Annotated in this window: 16 protein-coding genes; 8 read left to right on the top strand and 8 right to left on the bottom strand. The window is 56.7% G+C overall.

The genetic code is table 11. From position 1 onward, the window contains the following. The first annotated feature begins 79 nt into the window (after positions 1-79). Positions 80-1438 carry a D-serine ammonia-lyase gene (locus tag BN1241_RS11565; protein ID WP_054953915.1) on the top strand — a complete coding sequence of 453 codons (1359 nt, stop codon included), beginning with the start codon at positions 80-82 and terminating at the stop codon, positions 1436-1438. A gap of 202 nt (positions 1439-1640) precedes the next feature. Then, on the top strand, positions 1641-2345 hold the full coding sequence (locus tag BN1241_RS11560) for a helix-turn-helix transcriptional regulator (RefSeq protein WP_230198317.1): 705 nt from the start codon (positions 1641-1643) through the stop codon (positions 2343-2345). Positions 2346-2452: 107 nt separating this feature from the next. Here BN1241_RS11560 and BN1241_RS11555 read toward each other — a convergent pair whose 3' ends face one another. Then, positions 2453-3364 carry an NAD(P)-dependent oxidoreductase gene (locus tag BN1241_RS11555; RefSeq protein WP_054953705.1) on the bottom strand — a complete coding sequence of 304 codons (912 nt, stop codon included), beginning with the start codon at positions 3362-3364 and terminating at the stop codon, positions 2453-2455. Positions 3365-3581: 217 nt separating this feature from the next. Continuing rightward, positions 3582-4706: an alanine dehydrogenase gene (gene ald / locus BN1241_RS11550; protein WP_054953704.1), complete on the bottom strand. Its 1125-nt coding sequence runs from the start codon at positions 4704-4706 to the stop codon at positions 3582-3584. A gap of 388 nt (positions 4707-5094) precedes the next feature. On the opposite strand from ald, the gene pepN reads away from it, so the two are divergent. The 4 genes from pepN (at position 5095) to BN1241_RS11530 (ending at position 9679) form a co-directional block, all read left to right on the top strand. Continuing rightward, positions 5095-7530 carry an aminopeptidase N gene (gene pepN, locus BN1241_RS11545; protein ID WP_054953703.1) on the top strand — a complete coding sequence of 812 codons (2436 nt, stop codon included), beginning with the start codon at positions 5095-5097 and terminating at the stop codon, positions 7528-7530. Positions 7531-7817: 287 nt separating this feature from the next. Then, complete coding sequence (locus tag BN1241_RS11540) at positions 7818-8261, top strand: FHA domain-containing protein (RefSeq protein ID WP_054953702.1); 444 nt, start codon at positions 7818-7820, stop codon at positions 8259-8261. Continuing rightward, entirely contained in the window at positions 8261-9010 is a 750-nt protein-coding gene (gene ftsR / locus BN1241_RS11535) for a transcriptional regulator FtsR (protein WP_054953701.1), read from the top strand. The genes BN1241_RS11540 and ftsR overlap by 1 nt, the downstream gene beginning before the upstream one ends. A gap of 111 nt (positions 9011-9121) precedes the next feature. After that, positions 9122-9679 carry a MerR family transcriptional regulator gene (locus tag BN1241_RS11530; RefSeq protein WP_315968847.1) on the top strand — a complete coding sequence of 186 codons (558 nt, stop codon included), beginning with the start codon at positions 9122-9124 and terminating at the stop codon, positions 9677-9679. A 174-nt stretch (positions 9680-9853) separates the two neighbouring features. Here BN1241_RS11530 and BN1241_RS11525 read toward each other — a convergent pair whose 3' ends face one another. The 6 genes from BN1241_RS11525 to BN1241_RS11500 form a co-directional block, all read right to left on the bottom strand. Continuing rightward, a complete protein-coding gene (locus BN1241_RS11525) occupies positions 9854-10492 on the bottom strand; it encodes a TIGR03085 family metal-binding protein (RefSeq protein WP_054953699.1) in 639 nt (212 codons plus the stop codon). A gap of 324 nt (positions 10493-10816) precedes the next feature. Further along, the gene (locus BN1241_RS11520) at positions 10817-11344 is read right to left on the bottom strand and encodes an NADPH-dependent FMN reductase (RefSeq protein WP_054953698.1); all 528 of its coding nucleotides are present in this window, start codon (positions 11342-11344) and stop codon (positions 10817-10819) included. A 210-nt stretch (positions 11345-11554) separates the two neighbouring features. Further along, the gene (locus BN1241_RS11515; protein WP_054953697.1) at positions 11555-12862 is read right to left on the bottom strand and encodes a TRAP transporter large permease; all 1308 of its coding nucleotides are present in this window, start codon (positions 12860-12862) and stop codon (positions 11555-11557) included. Next, positions 12859-13467 carry a TRAP transporter small permease gene (locus BN1241_RS11510; RefSeq protein WP_077138376.1) on the bottom strand — a complete coding sequence of 203 codons (609 nt, stop codon included), beginning with the start codon at positions 13465-13467 and terminating at the stop codon, positions 12859-12861. The genes BN1241_RS11515 and BN1241_RS11510 overlap by 4 nt, the downstream gene beginning before the upstream one ends. 2 nt (positions 13468-13469) lie before the next feature. Then, the gene (locus tag BN1241_RS11505; protein ID WP_054953696.1) at positions 13470-14486 is read right to left on the bottom strand and encodes a TRAP transporter substrate-binding protein; all 1017 of its coding nucleotides are present in this window, start codon (positions 14484-14486) and stop codon (positions 13470-13472) included. 504 nt (positions 14487-14990) lie between these two features. Continuing rightward, complete coding sequence (locus BN1241_RS11500) at positions 14991-16307, bottom strand: nickel-dependent putative hexonate epimerase (RefSeq protein ID WP_054953695.1); 1317 nt, start codon at positions 16305-16307, stop codon at positions 14991-14993. 316 nt (positions 16308-16623) lie between these two features. Here BN1241_RS11500 and BN1241_RS11495 point away from each other — a divergent pair, with 316 nt between their 5' ends. Together BN1241_RS11495 and BN1241_RS11490 are read left to right on the top strand one after the other, a co-directional pair. Then, positions 16624-17331, top strand: a complete 708-nt coding sequence (locus tag BN1241_RS11495) for a VIT1/CCC1 transporter family protein (protein WP_054953694.1) — start codon at positions 16624-16626, stop codon at positions 17329-17331. Between the two features lie 67 nt (positions 17332-17398). Then, positions 17399-17935, top strand: coding sequence for a GNAT family N-acetyltransferase (locus BN1241_RS11490; RefSeq protein ID WP_077138375.1), 537 nt, complete (start codon positions 17399-17401; stop codon positions 17933-17935). The last annotated feature ends 218 nt before the right edge of the window (positions 17936-18153 follow it).

Here is an 18153-nt window from a genome sequence, read left to right as displayed (position 1 = left end):
ACCCGTGCCAAAAAGTAAACACTGAGGGAGAGCGTCCTCCCGAAATAATGAAAATAACAAACGTGAAAGGACTGTGGACATGACCGAAGTATTTGGCAAAACGATTAACCAATGGGTGGAAGAGTTCCCCATGATCTCCAGCTTGCAGGAGATGACGGAGTTGGAGTGGTTCAACCCAAACATTAAGAACACTGTGGAGGGGCTTGCGCACGTCGGTCTCACCGAAGCGGATATTAAGGACGCTGCCGACCGGCTAAGGCGGTGGGCTCCCTACCTTGCAGATGTATTCCCAGCAGCCGCACCCACCGCGGGCATCCTCGAATCACCACTTGTCAGCGTGCCTGCCATGAAGTCCGTTCTCGAGGAACGGTACGGGGTTACGATTGCTGGGCAGGTCTGGGCCAAGCTCGACTCACACTTGCCCATTTCTGGCTCGATCAAGGCCCGTGGCGGAGTCTACGAGGTTCTCAAGCATGCAGAAGACATTGCACTGGAGCATGGCCTCATTACCCTCGACGACAATTATCGGGCACTCAATACCGACAGGGCACGAGAGGTATTTAGCCAGTATCGGGTCGCCGTCGGTTCCACTGGCAACCTCGGCCTTTCCATCGGTGTCATGTCAGCCCAACTAGGTTTCCAGGCATCGGTCCACATGTCTGCTGATGCACGAGAATGGAAGAAGGCAAAGCTGCGCGAGCATGGCGTTGATGTTGTCGAATATGAATCCGACTATTCTGTCGCCGTAGCGCAAGGCCGAAAAGAGGCCGAGAGTGACCCCACGATCTACTTTGTGGATGATGAGAACTCTACTTCACTCTTCCTCGGGTACGCCGTTGCGGCGGCACGAATAGCCGGACAACTGACTGCGTACGACGTCCGGGTCGATGAAGATCATCCGCTCATCGTTTACCTGCCTTGCGGTGTTGGCGGCGGCCCCGGAGGGGTGGCGTTCGGGCTCAAGTCAGTGTTTGGTGATGCTGTCCGTTGCATCTTCGCCGAACCGACACATTCTCCTTCCATGCTTCTTGGAGTCATGACTGGCGCTCACGATGGCTTGTCAGTCCAGGACTTTGGAATCGACAATCTCACCGCAGCGGACGGTCTCGCGTGTGGGCGCCCATCAGCCTTTGTTGGTCAACACATGCAGTACCTGATCGACGGCTACTACACGGTGACCGATGAGGAAATGTATCGCCACGTTGCCACTCTCGCAGAAGCCGAAGACCTCCGAATTGAGCCCTCTTCCGCGACTGCCTTCTCCGGCATCGTGCGGATGAATGGCACAGGGAAGCCGGTTGCCGAGTATCGAGAGCGCACTGGACTGACCGATGAGCGCCTGGCCAATGCCACCCACCTGTGCTGGATTACCGGTGGCAACATGGTTCCCGATGAAGAAATGGGTTCCTACATCGCCCGTGGTCAGGAACTGCTCTAGTACGAAGTTCTTACCTCCGAGCAAGACAAGGGGCTGTGGTTGTTCTTCGCTGAACGATGAGTGGAGAACAACCACAGTGTGCCATGAAGGATTCATCTCCGACTTACTATCCGGGTATCCCGTTCCCCGGACTATGGGCTTTCAGATTCGGATGACTTGTCACGGCACCGCCTCGTCCAATTAGACCTTCAATGAGGAACAGTTGAAAATCTACAAGCAATCCACCAATCAGCCGCATTTAGAACTCAACGACAGTGAATACGTCATGTCCTTTGCTCCGCTCGTCACGTTTCTCGGGGAGGCATTGGGGCGCGCGACAGAAGTGGTTCTGCACGACGTAGCCGACCTGGATCATTCGGTTGTTGCGATTGCGAATGGTGAGGTAACCGGCAGGAAAGTTGGCTCTCCCGCAACGGATCTAATTATCCGAGCCGTCCATACCAAACAGTACGACAATAGAGAATTCGTCACCGGCTACACGGTGAATTCCGACGTTCCACGCAGTCTTCGCTCGGCAACATATTTCATTCGCAAAGATGGCAGGATTGTCGGAGCACTCTGTCTGAATGCCGACCAGACGTTGCTCCGCAACCTTGACGCACTGGTCAGCCAAATCGGCAATGCCTACTTCAGCAACCTCGACGACAGGGATCAGGAAACCGAGGAAGAAAAGCCAGAGCTCATTGCCAATTCGATTTCAGAAATCACTTCGACCGCGATTGATACCGCCTTCGGTCAGCGCCCCTACCCGGTGGCGCACTATACACAGGAGGACCGACTCGAGATTGTCAGGATCCTTGACGAGGACGGATTCTTTCAGCTGCGGGGAGCAGTGTCGGTGCTGGCAAGCCGGCTCCTCGTTTCAGAACCAACTATCTACCGATACCTGAAGCAAAGCCGTTCATGACCAAACGACCTAGGTAATAAAAAAGTGCTGGTCCCGAAACCTAAACTTCGAGACCAGCACTCAAGAGTTTCTCCACCGGCTATCTGAGCGGCGCGTGGCGCCTTTCGTTACGCTCGTTCTCCGCCAAGGACAACGTTGACGAAGGGCTGTCCGGAGATCATGTTGCCGACCTGACGGCGGACGAGGCGGTTCATGCGGGGGATCATGGCTGCCGTGTTGCCACCGTTGTGGGCGGTGATGAGAAGGGCCTTCTCATACAGCGGGTGCTCATCGGGTAGCGGTTCGGGATCGGTCACGTCGAGTGCGATCCGGATGCGGTCAGCGTGCTTGAGGAGCGCATCGGTGTTGGCTACTTTGCCGCGGGCCACGTTAATGAGCGTCGAACCGTCGGGCATGAGGGACAGGAATTGATCATCGATCAGGCCTTCGGTCTTTGCGTTGAGGGGGACAACGACAATGACGGAATCAGCCTGGGGGAGCAGTTCGGGAAGTTCCTCTAGGGAGAAGACCGTCCCGTACATGTCCTCCCTGCGCCTCGATGCGACACGAATGACGTTGGCTTCAAAAGGAGCAAGGCGCTGGGCGATGGCGGTACCGACTCCGCCGATGCCAACGAGAACGATTGTGGAGTCCGCCAGACCCTTCGTATCGAACTGGTCCCAGGTCTGGTTCTGCTGGGCCCGGATGGAGCGATCGAATTCACGAGTGGAGTGGAGGAGCATGGCGAGCGTGTGCTCGGCGGTTGCTGTTTCGTGAACGCCGGCTGCGTTCGCCACGACAAGTCCCTCGGGCAAGTCACGCGGGATCGGGTCGTATCCGATCGAGCCGAGCTGGAGCAACTTTGTTCCAGTGTTGGCGACACGCTCAACAAGATCCGGGGTGGTGGCGTGGGGTGCGACAGCAATGTCGATGTGGTCCACGGGTGCTGGGGACTTAAAGTCCCACTCAACGACTGTGATGCCAGGAATGTCGAGATCGATGGTCCAGTCGGGCGAAATGGCTACGGTTACGTTACTCACGCTTCCAAACCTACCCCGCAACGATGGCTTAAACCACTCGTTTCGATAAAAGTGCGCGCCGGTGTTCACTGCCTGAGACAGGTTCCCCCGTGAGCCCTGGTCGTGGACTCACGGGGGAGTCATAGAATGTCGATTCTTCAGGTTTGGATCACGCAGAACTTCAGCGGATGAATTTGACTATCTTTGCAGTTAATCCCGTACAGCGACGGAGTAATCTCTAATCGGTCACGGAGTCGAGGAAGGCTTCACGGTCCGAGGAGGGCAGGTCGAACGCGTGCGCAACACCGGTTTCGAAGAGTTGGCCACGGGCGGACTGGAGTCCGAGGGCAAGCTCCTCGCGGCGTTTCATCGCATCGAAGGGGCCGTTGACGAGCTCTTTGATGTAGGGGAGAGTCTGGTCGGTAAGGGCGGCCGTTGCCGAGACGGGCACCGCTCCGGGCATGTTGCCAACGCAGTAGTAGATGCGATTGCCATCTCGGAAGAGGGGATCGTGGTGGGAAGTCGGACGTGATCCAACGAAGCAACCACCCTGGTCGATGGCAACGTCAATGAGAAGCACGTCGTCCTTGAGAAGGCCAAACATGTCTTCTGTGACGAGCTGGGGTGTGCGAGCACCGGGGATAAGAGCGGTGCCGATGATGACATCGGCCTGTGGCAGTTCATCGCACACGTGGGCGGGGGAGGAGGTGTAGGTTCTGATTCGGGTTCCGTACTCCCGATCGAGTGCGCGGAGCTTCTCCGTATTCACGTCCATGACCGTCACGTCAGCCCCGAGCCCAACGGCGACCTTGGCAGCATGTGAACCCACGGTTCCGGCTCCGAGGACTAGGGTACGGACCGGTGGGACTCCGGGGACACCACCCATGAGCCTACCCGGCCCACCGAAGGGCTTCATGAGATGGTGAGCTGCCTCCTGGGGTGCCAGCCGGCCCGCGATCTCTGACATGGGCATGAGTAGGGGCAGTGCGCCACTGGGGAGGCGTACCGTTTCGTAGGCGACGGCGGTCACACCCGAATCAACAACGCGCTTGGAAAGCTCTTCGTCAGCAGCCAGGTGGAAGTAGGTGAAGACAGTCAGGTCCTCGCGGAGGTAGTCGAGCTCAGCACCGATCGGTTCCTTCACTTTGATGATGAGCTGTGCGCTGTTCCAGACCTCTTCGGCCGTATCAATGATTTGAGCACCCGCGGCAGCGTAGTCTTCGTCGAAGCACTGCGCGCCGGCTCCTGCACCCGTCTCAACGAGAACAGTGTGGCCGGCAGCAACAAGCTCACCAGCACCGGCAGGTGTCAGCCCGACACGTGCCTCATCGTCCTTGATTTCAACCGGGATGCCAACAATCATTGATCGACCTTTCTTTCGTAGCTCTCATCGTAGTTCGAGAACACATCCTTCCACACGTCAACGCCCCAGGAGTTTCACGGCCGCATGTCGAATCGGGATCGAATTGCCGCCAATCTATTTTGACGCTTCACGCCGCAGCGGGGCATGTTGCTCTCCGCAGCAGGTAGTAGCACCGGGGCCTGGGAAGCTCTGCGGCCGAGGCAAAAAATTATTGAGCTTGCGGACCGCTGGGTGTTTTGGCAACTCCCGGTGCATGCCTTTCGACCGCTTGTCGAGACATTTCGCGCAAACGACAAACCGTCGACACGTTGAAGAGTGTTTGTAAAATTGTCGCTGGCATTCAGTTATCGTGTGGCCCGCGGCCGCTCAATCGTCCTAGTATGGGCCCGTGAGCGAGAACTTAACACGTGAAGAAGCGGCAAGCCGAAGCAATCTGACAGTCGATACCTACCACGTAGCCCTCGATGTGCGAGGTGAGGAAACGTTTGACGTCGTCTCAACGATCACCTTCGAAGGCGACCGAGACGAAACGTTCCTCGACTTTATCGGCACCGAGGTGAGCTCCGTTGTCCTCAACGGTGAGGACGTTCCCTCGAACTGGGATGGTGCTCGGATCCATCTGGAAAACCTTCAGTCCAAGAATACGGTGACCGTCACCGCGAAGGGCTTCTTCTCCCATTCCGGTGAGGGCCTCCACAGGTTCGTCGACCCGGTGGACAATGCGGTCTACCTCTACACCCAGTACGAGCCGGCTGATGCTCGGCGGGTGTTCCCCAACATGGAGCAACCCAACCTCAAGGCCTCCTTTGAGTTTGAGGTCACCGCACCGGGGGGATGGACGGTGCTGTCCAACAGCGCCGCGACTGAGACCGTGGATGTTGATGGGGGAGTGCGGCACATTTTTGCTCCCACAAAACGCATTCCTACCTATCTGACTGCGATTGTGGCAGGCCCCTACCACAAGGTTCAGTCCGCGGATGATCCACGTTTTTCTCTCTACTGCCGAGCATCGCTAGCCGAGCACCTCGATCACGAAGAAATCTTCGATATTTCCCTCAAGGGACTCGCCCTGTTCGAGGAAGCATTCGATTACCCGTACCCGTGGGGGAAGTACGACCAAGTATTCGTTCCCGAATACAACCTGGGTGCCATGGAAAACCCCGGACTCGTCACGTTCACAGAAGCCTATATTCCCCGGGGGCACGCCACTCGGGCAATGAAGGCCGGGCGAGCAAATACGATCTTGCACGAAATGAGCCACATGTGGTTCGGTGACCTCGTCACCCCCGTCTGGTGGGATGACCTGTGGCTCAAAGAATCCTTTGCCGAATTCATGGGTGCCTGGGCCTCCACCCACGCCACCGAATACACGGAAGCCTGGGTCGCATTCACGGCACGGCGATCGGTGTGGGCGTTCCTCAACGACAACCGGCCCACCACCCACCCGATCGTTGCCGACATCACCGATCTCGAGGCAGCAGACCAAGCCTTTGACGGGATCACCTACGCAAAGGGCGCTGCTACGCTTCGCCAGCTCGTCACCTATGTGGGAGAAGACGCCTTCTTCGCGGGTGCCAGGGCCTTCTTTAAGAAGCACGAGTTCGGTAACGCCAAACTCGACGATCTCCTCATCGCTCTCGAAGAAACCTCGGGACGCGACCTTCGATCTTGGGCAGATGCGTGGCTCAAGACCACGGGAGTCTCCCGCCTGCAAGTCACCGGCAACATCCTCACACAGGAGGGAACTGAACCGGACGGAACCCCGATCGATCGTCCCCATCGCCTCAGCGTAGGTGGCTACGTCCGTCAAGGCGGAGAGCTCGTCCGGGTGGATCAACAAATGGTGGAAATCACCGACACCGTCACCCTCGACCTTGACGGCGACATCATCATCCCCAACGATGAGGCGCACACCTACGCGATCGCGTCCCTCGACCCCGATCATCTCGAAAGTGTCCTCACCACCCACATCGAAGCCCCCCTCGCACGTAGCGTTGTGTGGGCAGGACTGTGGGAGGCAGTGCGTGATGCCAGGCTTGACCCGGCAAGGTACATGGAGGCAGTTGGTCGTTTCCACGATGAACCAGACTCCAGCCAACTCGGGCAGATGATCCGCAACTGCGAATACATTGTTGAGCACTACACGCACGACCAGGACACTGTCCGCAGCATCTGGCTCGGCATCTGCGATGACTCCTGGCGCGACGCTGTCGACAACCACGACCAGGATCGCATTCACCTGTGGCGGGGCGCGCTCGCACGTGCTGGAGCGACCCTTCCCGAGGCGGAGCCGCTCCTCAAGGAGGCGCTCGCGACGGTCGTGGGAGACCCCGATGCGAAGTGGCAGCTCCTCATAGGTCTCGCAGCAACCGGCTCGACCACCGAGCACGAACTCGACGGGGAACTGATCAACCCGAGCGAGGCTGACATCGTTGCGCACATGGAGGCGGTTGCTTCACTTCCGGACCACCGCCGGCAGGCCTACCGCCAAGCCCTCGACGAAGTCGTGTCCAACAACCGCCTCTCAGCACTCCTGGCCGGCGCCACCCAGCCCTTTGAGGCAGAAACGTACCCCTTCTTCGACATTGCACTGGGAGTGTGGCGTGAACGCACCCAAGAGATTGCTGAACGCATCCTCTACGCACTGTTCCCCACGACGGAGGAGACCATCGACCAGGCTCAGACTTGGCTCGAAGGACCGGGAGCAAATGCCCCTGCAGCCCTGCGCAAAATCGTGCTCGACGGAACCGATTCCCGCATACGCGACAAGCGCGTACGTGACACCTTTGCTGAGACGACGCGCTTCCTCGCCGGAGAGCGCTAGGTAGCTATCGCGAAGAGCGAGTAGTACCAGAGGCCTGTGACAGCCGGCAACCACCCCCTTTTCCTAGAGCATGACGAGACCGGGAAGTCGGTGCCTTTGCCAAGCCTCAGATACCCGTGCCGTCAATCTTGATTAAACTCGCTCGCTCTCTTGCAAAATTTGCTGAGTGGGGTTGAAAATGGTGGTGTGGATCGCTGACTTTCCCCTGATACCCGTTCGTCAAAGCTCGGCGTGTCGCAAGAAAACAGGCTAGGATGTTACAAACAGATAACGGCGAGGAGGTTGGGATGTCGAACCCCGAGATTGATCCCACGGCAACTTCACAGTTCTCTGCGATTAGCGGCTCTCCCGAAACGGGTGAACTCGACGCTCGCAGGATTGGGATGAGCGAACAGGATTTTGCGGCAGTACAGGCACTGCCTCCATTCTCCGCGCTCCTTCTCGTCCAAAAGGGCCCCAATAGCGGGGCGCGGTTCCTTCTCGACTCCGAGTCCACGATCGCGGGACGCCACCCCAAGTCAGATATCTTCCTTGATGACGTAACTGTCTCTCGGCAGCACTGCGAGTTCTTGCGCCACGAGGGCAACTTCTACGTGCGCGATCACGGCTCGCTCAACGGTACCTACGTCAACCGCGAACGTATCGACGAAATGTCACTCATGACCGGTGATGAGGTTCAGATCGGTAAGTACCGGATGACCTTCCATGCTTCACCCAACCGCACACAGTAATGGCGCAATCTGAAAAGAAACTTCATCACGATGACACACCCGTATCGTGGCCATTTGATGTCTCTCACGAACCGACTCTGAAGATCGGTGAGGTGCGCGAAATTCTTAGTGCTGAGTTTCCGATGCTCAACGTCTCGAAGATCCGGTACTACGAGACTATCGAACTCGTTGTCCCGCACCGCACAGCTTCCAATCAGCGCCTCTTCTCGCGCGCCGATGTGGCACGCCTGCAGTTCATCCTCACCGAGCAGCGCGACAGGTACCTCCCGCTCACGCAAATCGGTGAACTGCTCGACCAGCTCGACAGTGGCCGAGCAGGTGACGGCCACCCCGGCCGCATGAGAGCGGTTGCTCACGACGATGTTCCCCGGCCCAAGCCCGGCACACGCCTCACCAAGCGTGAGGTTGCCGACCTGACCGGAGCAACGGTTGAAGACATTGAGGAGCTCGCGCGACTTGGTGTCGTCGAAGTTGATCCGCGCGGACGGCTTACCTCCCACGCTGTGGACATCGTCAGGTACGCGACGATGCTGATCGATGCTGGTGTGGATATTAGGCAGGTGAGGTCCGTCAAGAACTCGGCGCACAACCATGCCAACATGGTGCGTTCTGTCCTGGCCCCACAGCTCGCCAAACAATCACCGGTCGCACGGGAAAGAGCATATGCTCAAGGCAGTGAGATGTCGGCCCTTCTCGTCAAGCTCTACCAGTCTCTCCTGGTCGAAAATGTGGAGATCGAACTCGACTAAAGCCTCAAGCACTACTTGAGGAACGACACGCCGAAACCGAAGTCGGCCAGGTGATTGACCGAGCAATCCTCCCGGCATAACGTTAGGTGAAGCTAAAAGGAATTGGAGGCCGTGGTGAACGAAGCCGCACACACCCAGACCTTCCAGCCCTCACTATTTGGTGAGGATCAACCGCTGGATGAGTCCGAGGGTTACCGTGGACCGATTGCCTGCAAGGCAGTGGGGATCACCTATCGGCAGCTGGACTACTGGGACAGGACCGGACTGGTTTCGCCCAGCATCCGTGGCGCACAGGGATCCGGGTCCCAGCGACTCTATTCCTTCCGCGATATTCTCGTTCTCAAGGTGGTGAAGAGGCTTCTCGACACCGGTGTTTCGCTCCAGCAGATCCGGGTCGCCATCAACCAGCTATCGCAGCACGGCGTGCATGACCTTGCCGGCATCACCCTTATGTCCGACGGCGCATCGGTTTACGAATGCACATCGAACGACGAAGTCATTGATCTCGTCAACGGCGGTCAGGGAGTCTTCGGCATTGCGCTTGGTCGTGTCTGGCAGGAGATCGAGTTCTCTCTCTCCGAGCTACCAACCGAACGAGCTGAAGCCACGTTTGCCGAGGGTGTTAAGGATGAGCTTGCCGAGCGTCGCGCTCGCCGCAACATCTCCTAGGCATCACGAGCGCAGGCTTACAAGTCGCATGCTCAACTGACGGATATTAATCGTCATCATCGTCATAAGAGTGAGGTGGCGGGATATTCTCCCGCCACCTCTTCGTCTCCGACCAACCCCAGCCGGCGCCTCACCACGGGGGACCCATCTGTCATCGTGGTCCCGCCGGGAAGATTAAGATTTTCTGTTCATAGTTGTGACCGCATCGACAGCATCGTCGGGCCCCTCGAATTGGAGCTTGTACTTCTCTCGACCGAAAGCGAATAGAGCCATCTCGAGCGGAGCTCCTATGATCGTCACGGTCCTATCGTGTCGCTTTGATGCAAGGACTGTTGTGCTCCCCACGCCGGGAGCATCGAGAACGATTCTTACCGGAGCCTTGAGGAACGACAGCTGTGAAATAACTTTGAGCGAGGAGAAGATTTCCTTCTGTTCCTCATCAAGCAGGATCCTGCCAAGCTGTGGCTCCTGAGCACGCCTCACGTCCTCGTGGTGGATGACGTACTCGAGAGTGTTGAATGCCTTGTTGACGGCAGACAGCTGCAGCGGAGAGTACTTCTGGTGGCTACTCCTGAACTCGTCGAGAAGCTCTTCAAAATCGGCTTCCTCGAGCCTGGCCTTTGCCTCTCGTTGCCCCTGAGTGAACTTGCCAGGGATTTTCGATGTGAGTGCAAGATGCGGATAGTATTCACGGATCACGAGGTGCCGAAGAAGATCTGTCGTATTCCACCCTTCGCACAGTGTTGGGGCTTCACCACCCACACGTTCCATCGTCGACAGCAGGCGAGCTCGTTCACTTGTGACTAGATCCATACACCCACATTATCGCGGCAACCTGAATGCCACATGGGAGTTGACGAAATTGCAGGGGCACTGGCATGGGAGTGCGCCCCAACAAATCTTGCGTGCCAGTAGTCGTTCCAAGCTAGGAAAACAGCCGGTAACCTGCGAACACGGGCCGCAAGATAAGTTCTGTGGCCGCACAAGAATAGACATGGTCGCGATCAAGTTCCATAGCCACGACGGTTAATCCGTGATCAGGCAGACTCCACGTCCGAATAAGGAAAGTGCGGGATGGTTTCCCACCCCGCACCCGGTTCTTATTCGCTTGTGTTAACTCTGAGCCACGTTCCGTTCTTAGGCAACGAGCTGATCGAGAAGAGCCTTGAGGTCGTCATTGCGGCGAGCATCGGGGGCGAAGCCGGTCTCGTTGAACTCGGTGAAGAGGCTGAGCTCAACGGTAGAGCGGATATCCCACATGTTCATGTTGGCAACGATGCCACGCCACTGCTCGATTGCGCGGGTGCCGTTGGCAGCGCCGTAACCGACGAAAGCGATGCGCTTGTTCATCCACTCGGGAGCGATTGAGTCGAAAGCGTTCTTGAAAGCACCGGGGACACCGTGTTTGTACTCTGCGGTGACGAAGATGAAGGCATCGAATTCGTTGATCTTGTCGCTCCAGGACTGGACGGCCGGATCATCGTAGTTGCGGTTTGCCATTGCCGGGTGGGTCTCGGAGGTGAACAGCGGGACGTTGAACTTCTTGAGGTCAACGAGTTCGAAGTCGGCTCCGCCGTGGGCCTGCGCCTGTTCCAGGATCCACTGGCCTACCTGCTCGCCAACGCGGCCTTCGCGGATCGATCCAACAACGATTCCAACCCTCATCGCTTTTCCTTTTACTTTGTACGACCTCATCATATAACCACAGAAGTAGTTGAGAACAAAACTAGATCGCTCAGAGTGAAGAAGTGTGCATTCCTGATCCTGGCGAGGAAAAGTCGCTCTCCTGATGGGATGCAGGTGAGGGAATAGACAGAAAAGGTGGGTGGTCCGGATTTGTCCGGGCCACCCACCTTTGACGCTACTTAGTAGCCGCTACAAGCCCATGGTTGTAGGGAGCCACGTTGAGAGCGCGGGAATGTACGCAACTACAATGAGGGCGATGAGGATCGCAACGAGGAACGGCCACAGTCGTGAAATGACCGGTTCGATTCGAAGCCTGGCCACTCTTGCACCCACGAAGAGCACATTGCCGACAGGCGGTGTGATCACGCCAATGGAAAGTGCCATAACAAACGCGGTACCGAGGTGAATCGGGTCGATTCCCAGCTCCGTTGTGATCGGAAGGAAGATCGGCACGAAGATGAGGATGGCGGGGGTGGGGTCCATGAAGGTACCAACCACGAGCAGAATGATCAGCATGATGAGCATGACCACGGCAGGGGAGTCGGTGAATCCGAGAACCGAGCTTGCGATCAGGTCAGGGATGCGAGCGAAGGACATGACGAACGACAGTGCGGTCGACACGGCCACGAGCAGCATAACGATCGCGGTTGTGCGGGATGCGTCGACGAGGATGCCGGGGAGCTCCCTAATCCTGATGGTCCGGTATATCATCGACAGGATGAGGCAGTACACAACGGCGATGGAGGCCGACTCGGTCGCCGTAAAGTAACCGCCGAGAATACCACCGACAACGATGACGATCATGAGGAGCGAGGGGACCGCGCGCCAAATAATCTTCAGAGCATCACCGAAGGATACGCGCTCGAAGTTCTTGAGCTTGCCCGGCTGCTTGCGTGCGTACAGGTGGACGACGATCATACAGGCGAGCACCCAGAGGATACCGGGGATGAGGCCCGCCATGAACAGTGCGGCGATCGAGGTGGAAGACACCAGCGAGTACACAATGAACGTGTTGGAGGGTGGGATGAGCATGCCGGCGGGTGCCGAGGCAACGTTGACAGCAGCGGCGAAGCGCCTGTCGTAGTTTTCGTTCACCATGCGGGCGTGCATAACGTTACCGACGGCCGCGGCAGATGCTACGGCTGCACCAGACACTGCACCGAACAGTCCGTTGGCAACAACGGTTGTTTGTGCGAGCGAGGCAGGCATACGGCCCGTGACGACTTTCGCAGCATCAACAAGTCTTCCCGCAATACCACCGTTGTTCATAATGACACCGGCCAACACGAAGAGTGGAATCGCGAGCAGCGGGAACGAGTTAATGCCGGTAAACATGCGTTGCGCAGTCATGAGCGCGGCCTGGTCAATTCCGATCAGCGGCGTCGCAGCGAGTACCGAGGACACGCCAATCGAGATTGCGATGGGCACTGAGAAGACAATGCCGAAAATAATTCCGACGAGCAGGATGAGGCCTGCGAGGGTATTCGGATCCATCATGCCTCCTTGGTGGGTTCAGTGGACCCGTGATCGTCGTCAGTGTCGATCAGCTGGGCCTGGGCTGCCGACTTCTCGGCAATTTCTGGTTCGAGTGCGACTGCGATCTCTTCATCAGCATTGTCCCCATAGGGTTCTTCAGCACCGATCGCGATGCCGATGATGTAGTAGGTGGAGTAGAAGGCGATGAGTAGACCGCTGATTGGGAGAGCTAAATACATTTGGCCAACAGTGAAGGGGAGTGCGGATAGGTCCTGGTTCCAAGCATTCTGGGATGCTGCCCATCCGCCGAACACGAAGATAAGGAGAGCGAAGAACAGAATGACTGTCTGAACAGTGATCGCAACCGCGCGTTCGGGCTTTTCTGAAAGCTTGCGGACAAGGAACTCAACAGCGATGTGTCCGCGTTCGCCCACGGCCAGTGCTGATGCGAATAGTCCCAGCCATACGAAAGTCATACGCGCACCTTCCTCTGTCCATGTCGCCGGATCGTTGAGCACGAGGCGGGTAAAGACCTGCCACACCACAATGAAGACGAGAAGCGCAAAGAGTGCTGCGACGATGACATAAAGAATTCTGTCAAGCGTCTTTTTGATCATTGGCATCATGGTCACTCCTCCTTTTCGGAGAGTGCACGAGCACCCTCATAGACTTTCAGCTGAGTTTCGGTCGTGAGGAAGCGGTCAACGAGCGGCTCGAGTGCCTCATCGAAAATCGTTTCATCCACGATCGTGACGGTGGCGCCATCTTCAACAGCCTGCTGAAGTGCGGTCTCCGTATCGGCAACCCACAGTTCGACGTGTTCAGCCCGGGCAAGTTCCCACCCCTTATCGAAGATCGCGCGGTCTTCCGGGGTCATCGAATCCAGCATCGTCGAGTTGATGATGAGATAGTCGAGGCCCACGAGGTGGTTGGTCTGTGACCAGTACGGTGCAACTTCGTAGTGGCGCTGTGTGGCGTACGAAATTTCATTGTTCTCTGCAGCATCAACAACACCGGACTGAAGCCCCGAGTACAGCTCGCCATAGGCCATGGGGGTGGCGGAAGCACCAAGAGCCTCAGCCATCGCCAAGTTCAATTCAGATTCCTGGACTCGGAGCTTTTTACCGTGGAGATCGTCTGGGCTTTCCACGGGACCAAAAGTCGTGTAGACACTGCGGTTGCCTTGAGTGAAGCCACCGAGAACAACGATGTTGTTCGTTTCGCGTAGAGAGTTGAAGAGCTCTCCAACGACCTCTTCTTTACCGAGCACGAGCATCTGATGGTCAATGTCATCGAATGTCGTAGGCAGGTTCAGAGCAATGAAGTCCTTGTTCAAGTTCTCCAGCTGTGGGCCTGACACAATCGCCATCTCAACCGAACCGTCGGAAACAAGCTGCAGAGCTTCGGCCTGCGCACCGAGAGTTTCGTTCGGGTAGATCTCAATGGACCAGCGTCCGTCCGTCTGTTCCTCCAAGTAGTCACCCCAGTGATCGAGAGCAATATACGAAGGGTGCGACTCCGTCTGGTTCAAAGCCAGATGGAGGACATCCCCGTCGTTCTGTCCCGGTTCAAGAGTGCCACTGCACGCGGTTAGGAGCAGAGCGGAACCGGCTGCCGCTCCTGCTAGTCGTGTAAGTCGCCTCATAGCGCCTCGCTTCCTTGCGTTTCGCCGTGTTACCCGTGTGGATCTCCGTCGAGCTCCATCGCACTGGATAGGCGTTGGTAACATCGCACTTTCATACTATTTATCTGTCAGCGGAAAGAGTTGCTGTTGCCGTGTGTTGCCAGTTCGACCCATATGCGGTCAGCGATTGCAAATAAGTGCAGAATTTCAGGCCGAGAAAACCTCGTATTTGAGCCAAATTTTTACTGCTCACTTAGATCTCAAACCGCATGTTAACACCATTACGTCGATACCCGCGTGCAGCAATTTTGTCATTAAAGCACGATGAATCCGACCACAAAGCACGATGGCAATCACTGGCAAGTATTGGGCTAGCCATGAAATGTCCACTTTTTGGGTACAACTATTCGCGCAACATTGCGCAAACATTCTTGATCAGATTGCCAAGAAGCCTGATGGGCGAGGTGTTGCCACCCCGCCCATCAGAATTTATAGGCCTCACGGACCTGAATTCACTTGCGCGACCTAGTTGTGTTGTTCGTGCTGTGATCGCTGGTCGAGCTTTTCCTTGGTTGCCCAGAGCCCTGCTGATGGGGTGGAGATGAAGAAGACTTCTTCACCGTCGGGCATCGTGTTCCAGCCGTCGGCCATCACGTCCGGGTTGTACCGCTCGAGTGCTTCGTTTACATCCATGTACTGGTATCCGACGGACTCGATGTCTTCCTTCGTGAGTGCACCGGGAGCGTAGGTGATGGTGAAGCGTCCTTCTGAGGAGCCGTGCACGAGGTGTGCAGTTCCGTGGGGGATATCCTGCATGTCTTCCTGAGTCTCGTAGAGCTCCAGTACCTCAGCCTGGCTGATGTAGCCATACTTGCGGATGAGTTCGTCCACTTCGGGCTGTTCACCGAATCGCTCGACACCGGGAGCAATAACAAGCAGCTCGCCACCATCTTCGATTGCCATGCGGGTGCGGTAGACAGCCTTATTGGCGACCCAGGTTGCACGGAACTCATCCGCCTGCATGACCGCCACGATCTTCTTCACCGGCTTGTCGAACTGCGTAATGTTTAGAGCAAGGGAAGCTCGCGCAGCGTCGTAGTAGGTCTCGAGATCATCACCGACGTAGACACCGGTGTGGATGAGCTGGCCCTCGTCGTTGTAGTCCATGACGACCTGGAAGTAGACATCCTTGAGGTGGCCAAGGAAGCGTTCCTCAGCCTCATTGAAGCATGCCCGTACCGGAGTTAGCAGGTTGCCGAGATTGTTCTCGATACCGTACACGGCGGATGCCATGTGAGAGGCGCCAAGAAGACGCTTACCACCGAGCCCAATGAAGTAGTTCTTATTGTGGTTGGCAAAGCCCAGCACCTCGTGAGGAACGATGTGCCCGATGTTGATGATGAGATCCCAGTCTTCCGTGACCGTCATCGTATTCAGGTCGATCGGAATCTCCCAATCAACCAGGCCACCGGTCTTTTCCTTGACGAATTCGGCTTCGATCGTGCCGAGATGCGTGACACCGTTCTTCCAGTCGTGAGGGTGAATCCGCTCCTCAGGAACCGAGCCGAACATCCACGTGTTGTCTTCGGGAGTGTGGGGGACGTGCTGACCAAGGGTGGGGATGAGGTGAACCTCCGCACCGGCTTCATCGAGGTGCTGGTAGAGGAACTCGGTCATCCAACCCACACCTGCGTGGGCCCGGGTGATGTCCGGGGGGAGGAGGAGCACTCGCTTCAGTTCACTCAGACCAAAACGTTTCTTGGACTCTTCGACCATGCGAAGGAGCAAGTCTTCAATCGTTGGGCGATCAATGATCGACGCTTCATGTTTAAACCAAGTCATGGTGACAGCATATTCTCTCGGTCACTCTTCCGTTGTGGAATGCCTTATGTTTCCATTACTGCACCGGTCTCGTCGCGGTGCTTTCAAGAAACTCTAGTTTCGACTCACTTGGCGCTCAGACGGTACAGCCCATGTCCGTTTTGCGTGATTATTTCTAGGTTTGCCAACCTCAAATGCTCACCATCGATGAGGTATTAAACGGCGCCATATCGAGGAAAGGTAAGCCTAACCTTCGGTGACATGAAGGATTTGTAGGAGTATGGTCAAGGTAAATCAGCAAAATTGAATCATTCCAGTATGGAACGTAAGGGGAGTCATGGTTGGGGAAGTTACCTACGAGTCAAAGGCCGATGGCCTGTCGTCAAAGCTGAATTGGTTGCGTGCCGGAGTGCTTGGCGCGAACGACGGCATCGTGTCGACCGCGGGAATTGTTATGGGAGTTGCGGGTGCGGCAATATCTGACCAGGCGCTACTTGCTGCGGGAGTTGCAGGTCTCGTTGCCGGAGCTATTTCAATGGGCGTGGGGGAGTACATCTCAGTCTCCTCCCAACGCGATACCGAGCAGGCGGAAGTGTCACGCTTGCGGAATCTTGTGACGAGCGAACCGGGGGAGCAGCGGGATAGTCTGACGCGCACCTTCATGAGGGAAGGCTTGTCACGAGATACGGCAATGACGGTTGCTGACGAACTCACACAGAAGGACGCGGTTCGCGCACATGCACGCTTTGAGCTGGGAATCAGCTCTGAAGAGTTCACGAATCCGTGGCATGCTGCCTTGGCATCCTTTGCCGCCTTCACCCTGGGCGCACTGATCCCGCTTATCGCCATGGTTGCCTCACCCGATCACCTGAGAGTCGCCTTTACCGTGATAGCCGTGGTTGTGTCGCTCAGCCTCACTGGGTCGATCTCGGCCAGGCTCGGTGGTGCGAAGCCACTGCCAGCAGTTGTTCGAGTCGTCATCGGGGGGCTGGCTGCCATGTTCATCACCTACGCGATTGGTGCACTGGTCGGAACGGCGCTCTAACCCATCGCACACAACACTGCACGTCCCTCGGATCAGCCTAGCCACATCAATTGGTTAGGCTGATCTCATGCACGTAACCTTGCGCACCGAAACCGAAGATGACTGGCGGTGGCTCTGGCATTGGCGACACGAACTCGATGATCCGGACTGGAAGAAGTGGGATTCACCCTTCCTGCACGGCAGCATCGCTCGTCAAAGTTTCGAGGATTTTGTGCACCGCCAGACCATTAGCGGACGCACCCGCGCCATCATCACAATCGATGGTCAGCGGGCTGGCACCGTACACCGGCACGAACTACCCCCGAACGGGGGTGGCTGGTGGGACGTTGGCATCGCCATCTACGATCCAATGTTCCGTAGGCAGGGAGTTGGCAGGGCAGCTTCAGATCTCTGGATCAATCACACCTTCGAACACACAAATGCTCACGTGCTGACAATCAGCACGTGGTCGGGAAATGAACCAATGATCAAACTCGGTCGCGAACTCGGCTTTGAAGAATGCTCCCGCATCCCGCAAGCTCGACTCTGGCAGGGCAAGCGATACGACGTCGTGCAGATGGCACTACTCAAAGAAGAGTGGAAAACCCTTCGCTTCCAGAAGTAGAGAAGTGGACCCCAGAAACTAACCGGGGAAGTGACTCACGGCTATTTCGGTCACCGCGGACCCGCTCATCAGAAAATTAAAATGACATAATATTCATTATCGGAACATTGGAGTATTTGTGTGGGGCCGGGGGCTTTCCTCTGATTGTGCTGTTTCCTTGTTCCCATTTAATCGCTCTGTGTTCTGTTCCCGTTTGCTGAGGAAGCACCAGATACTTT

The organism is Flaviflexus massiliensis, assembly GCF_001375495.1.
Classification (GTDB): domain Bacteria; phylum Actinomycetota; class Actinomycetes; order Actinomycetales; family Actinomycetaceae; genus Flaviflexus; species Flaviflexus massiliensis.
This window is presented reverse-complemented; position numbering and strand designations above follow the sequence as displayed.

What these genes read in the sequence shown, in the direction of transcription:
- BN1241_RS11565 (WP_054953915.1), top strand. Translation starts at nt 80, where the DNA reads ATGACCGAAGTATTTGGCAAAACGATTAACCAATGGGTGGAAGAGTTC.
- ald (WP_054953704.1), bottom strand. Translation starts at nt 4,706, where the DNA reads ATGATTGTTGGCATCCCGGTTGAAATCAAGGACGATGAGGCACGTGTC.
- BN1241_RS11540 (WP_054953702.1), top strand. Translation starts at nt 7,818, where the DNA reads ATGTCGAACCCCGAGATTGATCCCACGGCAACTTCACAGTTCTCTGCG.
- ftsR (WP_054953701.1), top strand. Translation starts at nt 8,261, where the DNA reads ATGGCGCAATCTGAAAAGAAACTTCATCACGATGACACACCCGTATCG.
- BN1241_RS11525 (WP_054953699.1), bottom strand. Translation starts at nt 10,492, where the DNA reads ATGGATCTAGTCACAAGTGAACGAGCTCGCCTGCTGTCGACGATGGAA.
- BN1241_RS11520 (WP_054953698.1), bottom strand. Translation starts at nt 11,344, where the DNA reads ATGAGGGTTGGAATCGTTGTTGGATCGATCCGCGAAGGCCGCGTTGGC.
- BN1241_RS11515 (WP_054953697.1), bottom strand. Translation starts at nt 12,862, where the DNA reads ATGATGGATCCGAATACCCTCGCAGGCCTCATCCTGCTCGTCGGAATT.
- BN1241_RS11510 (WP_077138376.1), bottom strand. Translation starts at nt 13,467, where the DNA reads ATGATGCCAATGATCAAAAAGACGCTTGACAGAATTCTTTATGTCATC.
- BN1241_RS11505 (WP_054953696.1), bottom strand. Translation starts at nt 14,486, where the DNA reads ATGAGGCGACTTACACGACTAGCAGGAGCGGCAGCCGGTTCCGCTCTG.
- BN1241_RS11500 (WP_054953695.1), bottom strand. Translation starts at nt 16,307, where the DNA reads ATGACTTGGTTTAAACATGAAGCGTCGATCATTGATCGCCCAACGATT.
- BN1241_RS11495 (WP_054953694.1), top strand. Translation starts at nt 16,624, where the DNA reads ATGGTTGGGGAAGTTACCTACGAGTCAAAGGCCGATGGCCTGTCGTCA.
- BN1241_RS11490 (WP_077138375.1), top strand. Translation starts at nt 17,399, where the DNA reads ATGCACGTAACCTTGCGCACCGAAACCGAAGATGACTGGCGGTGGCTC.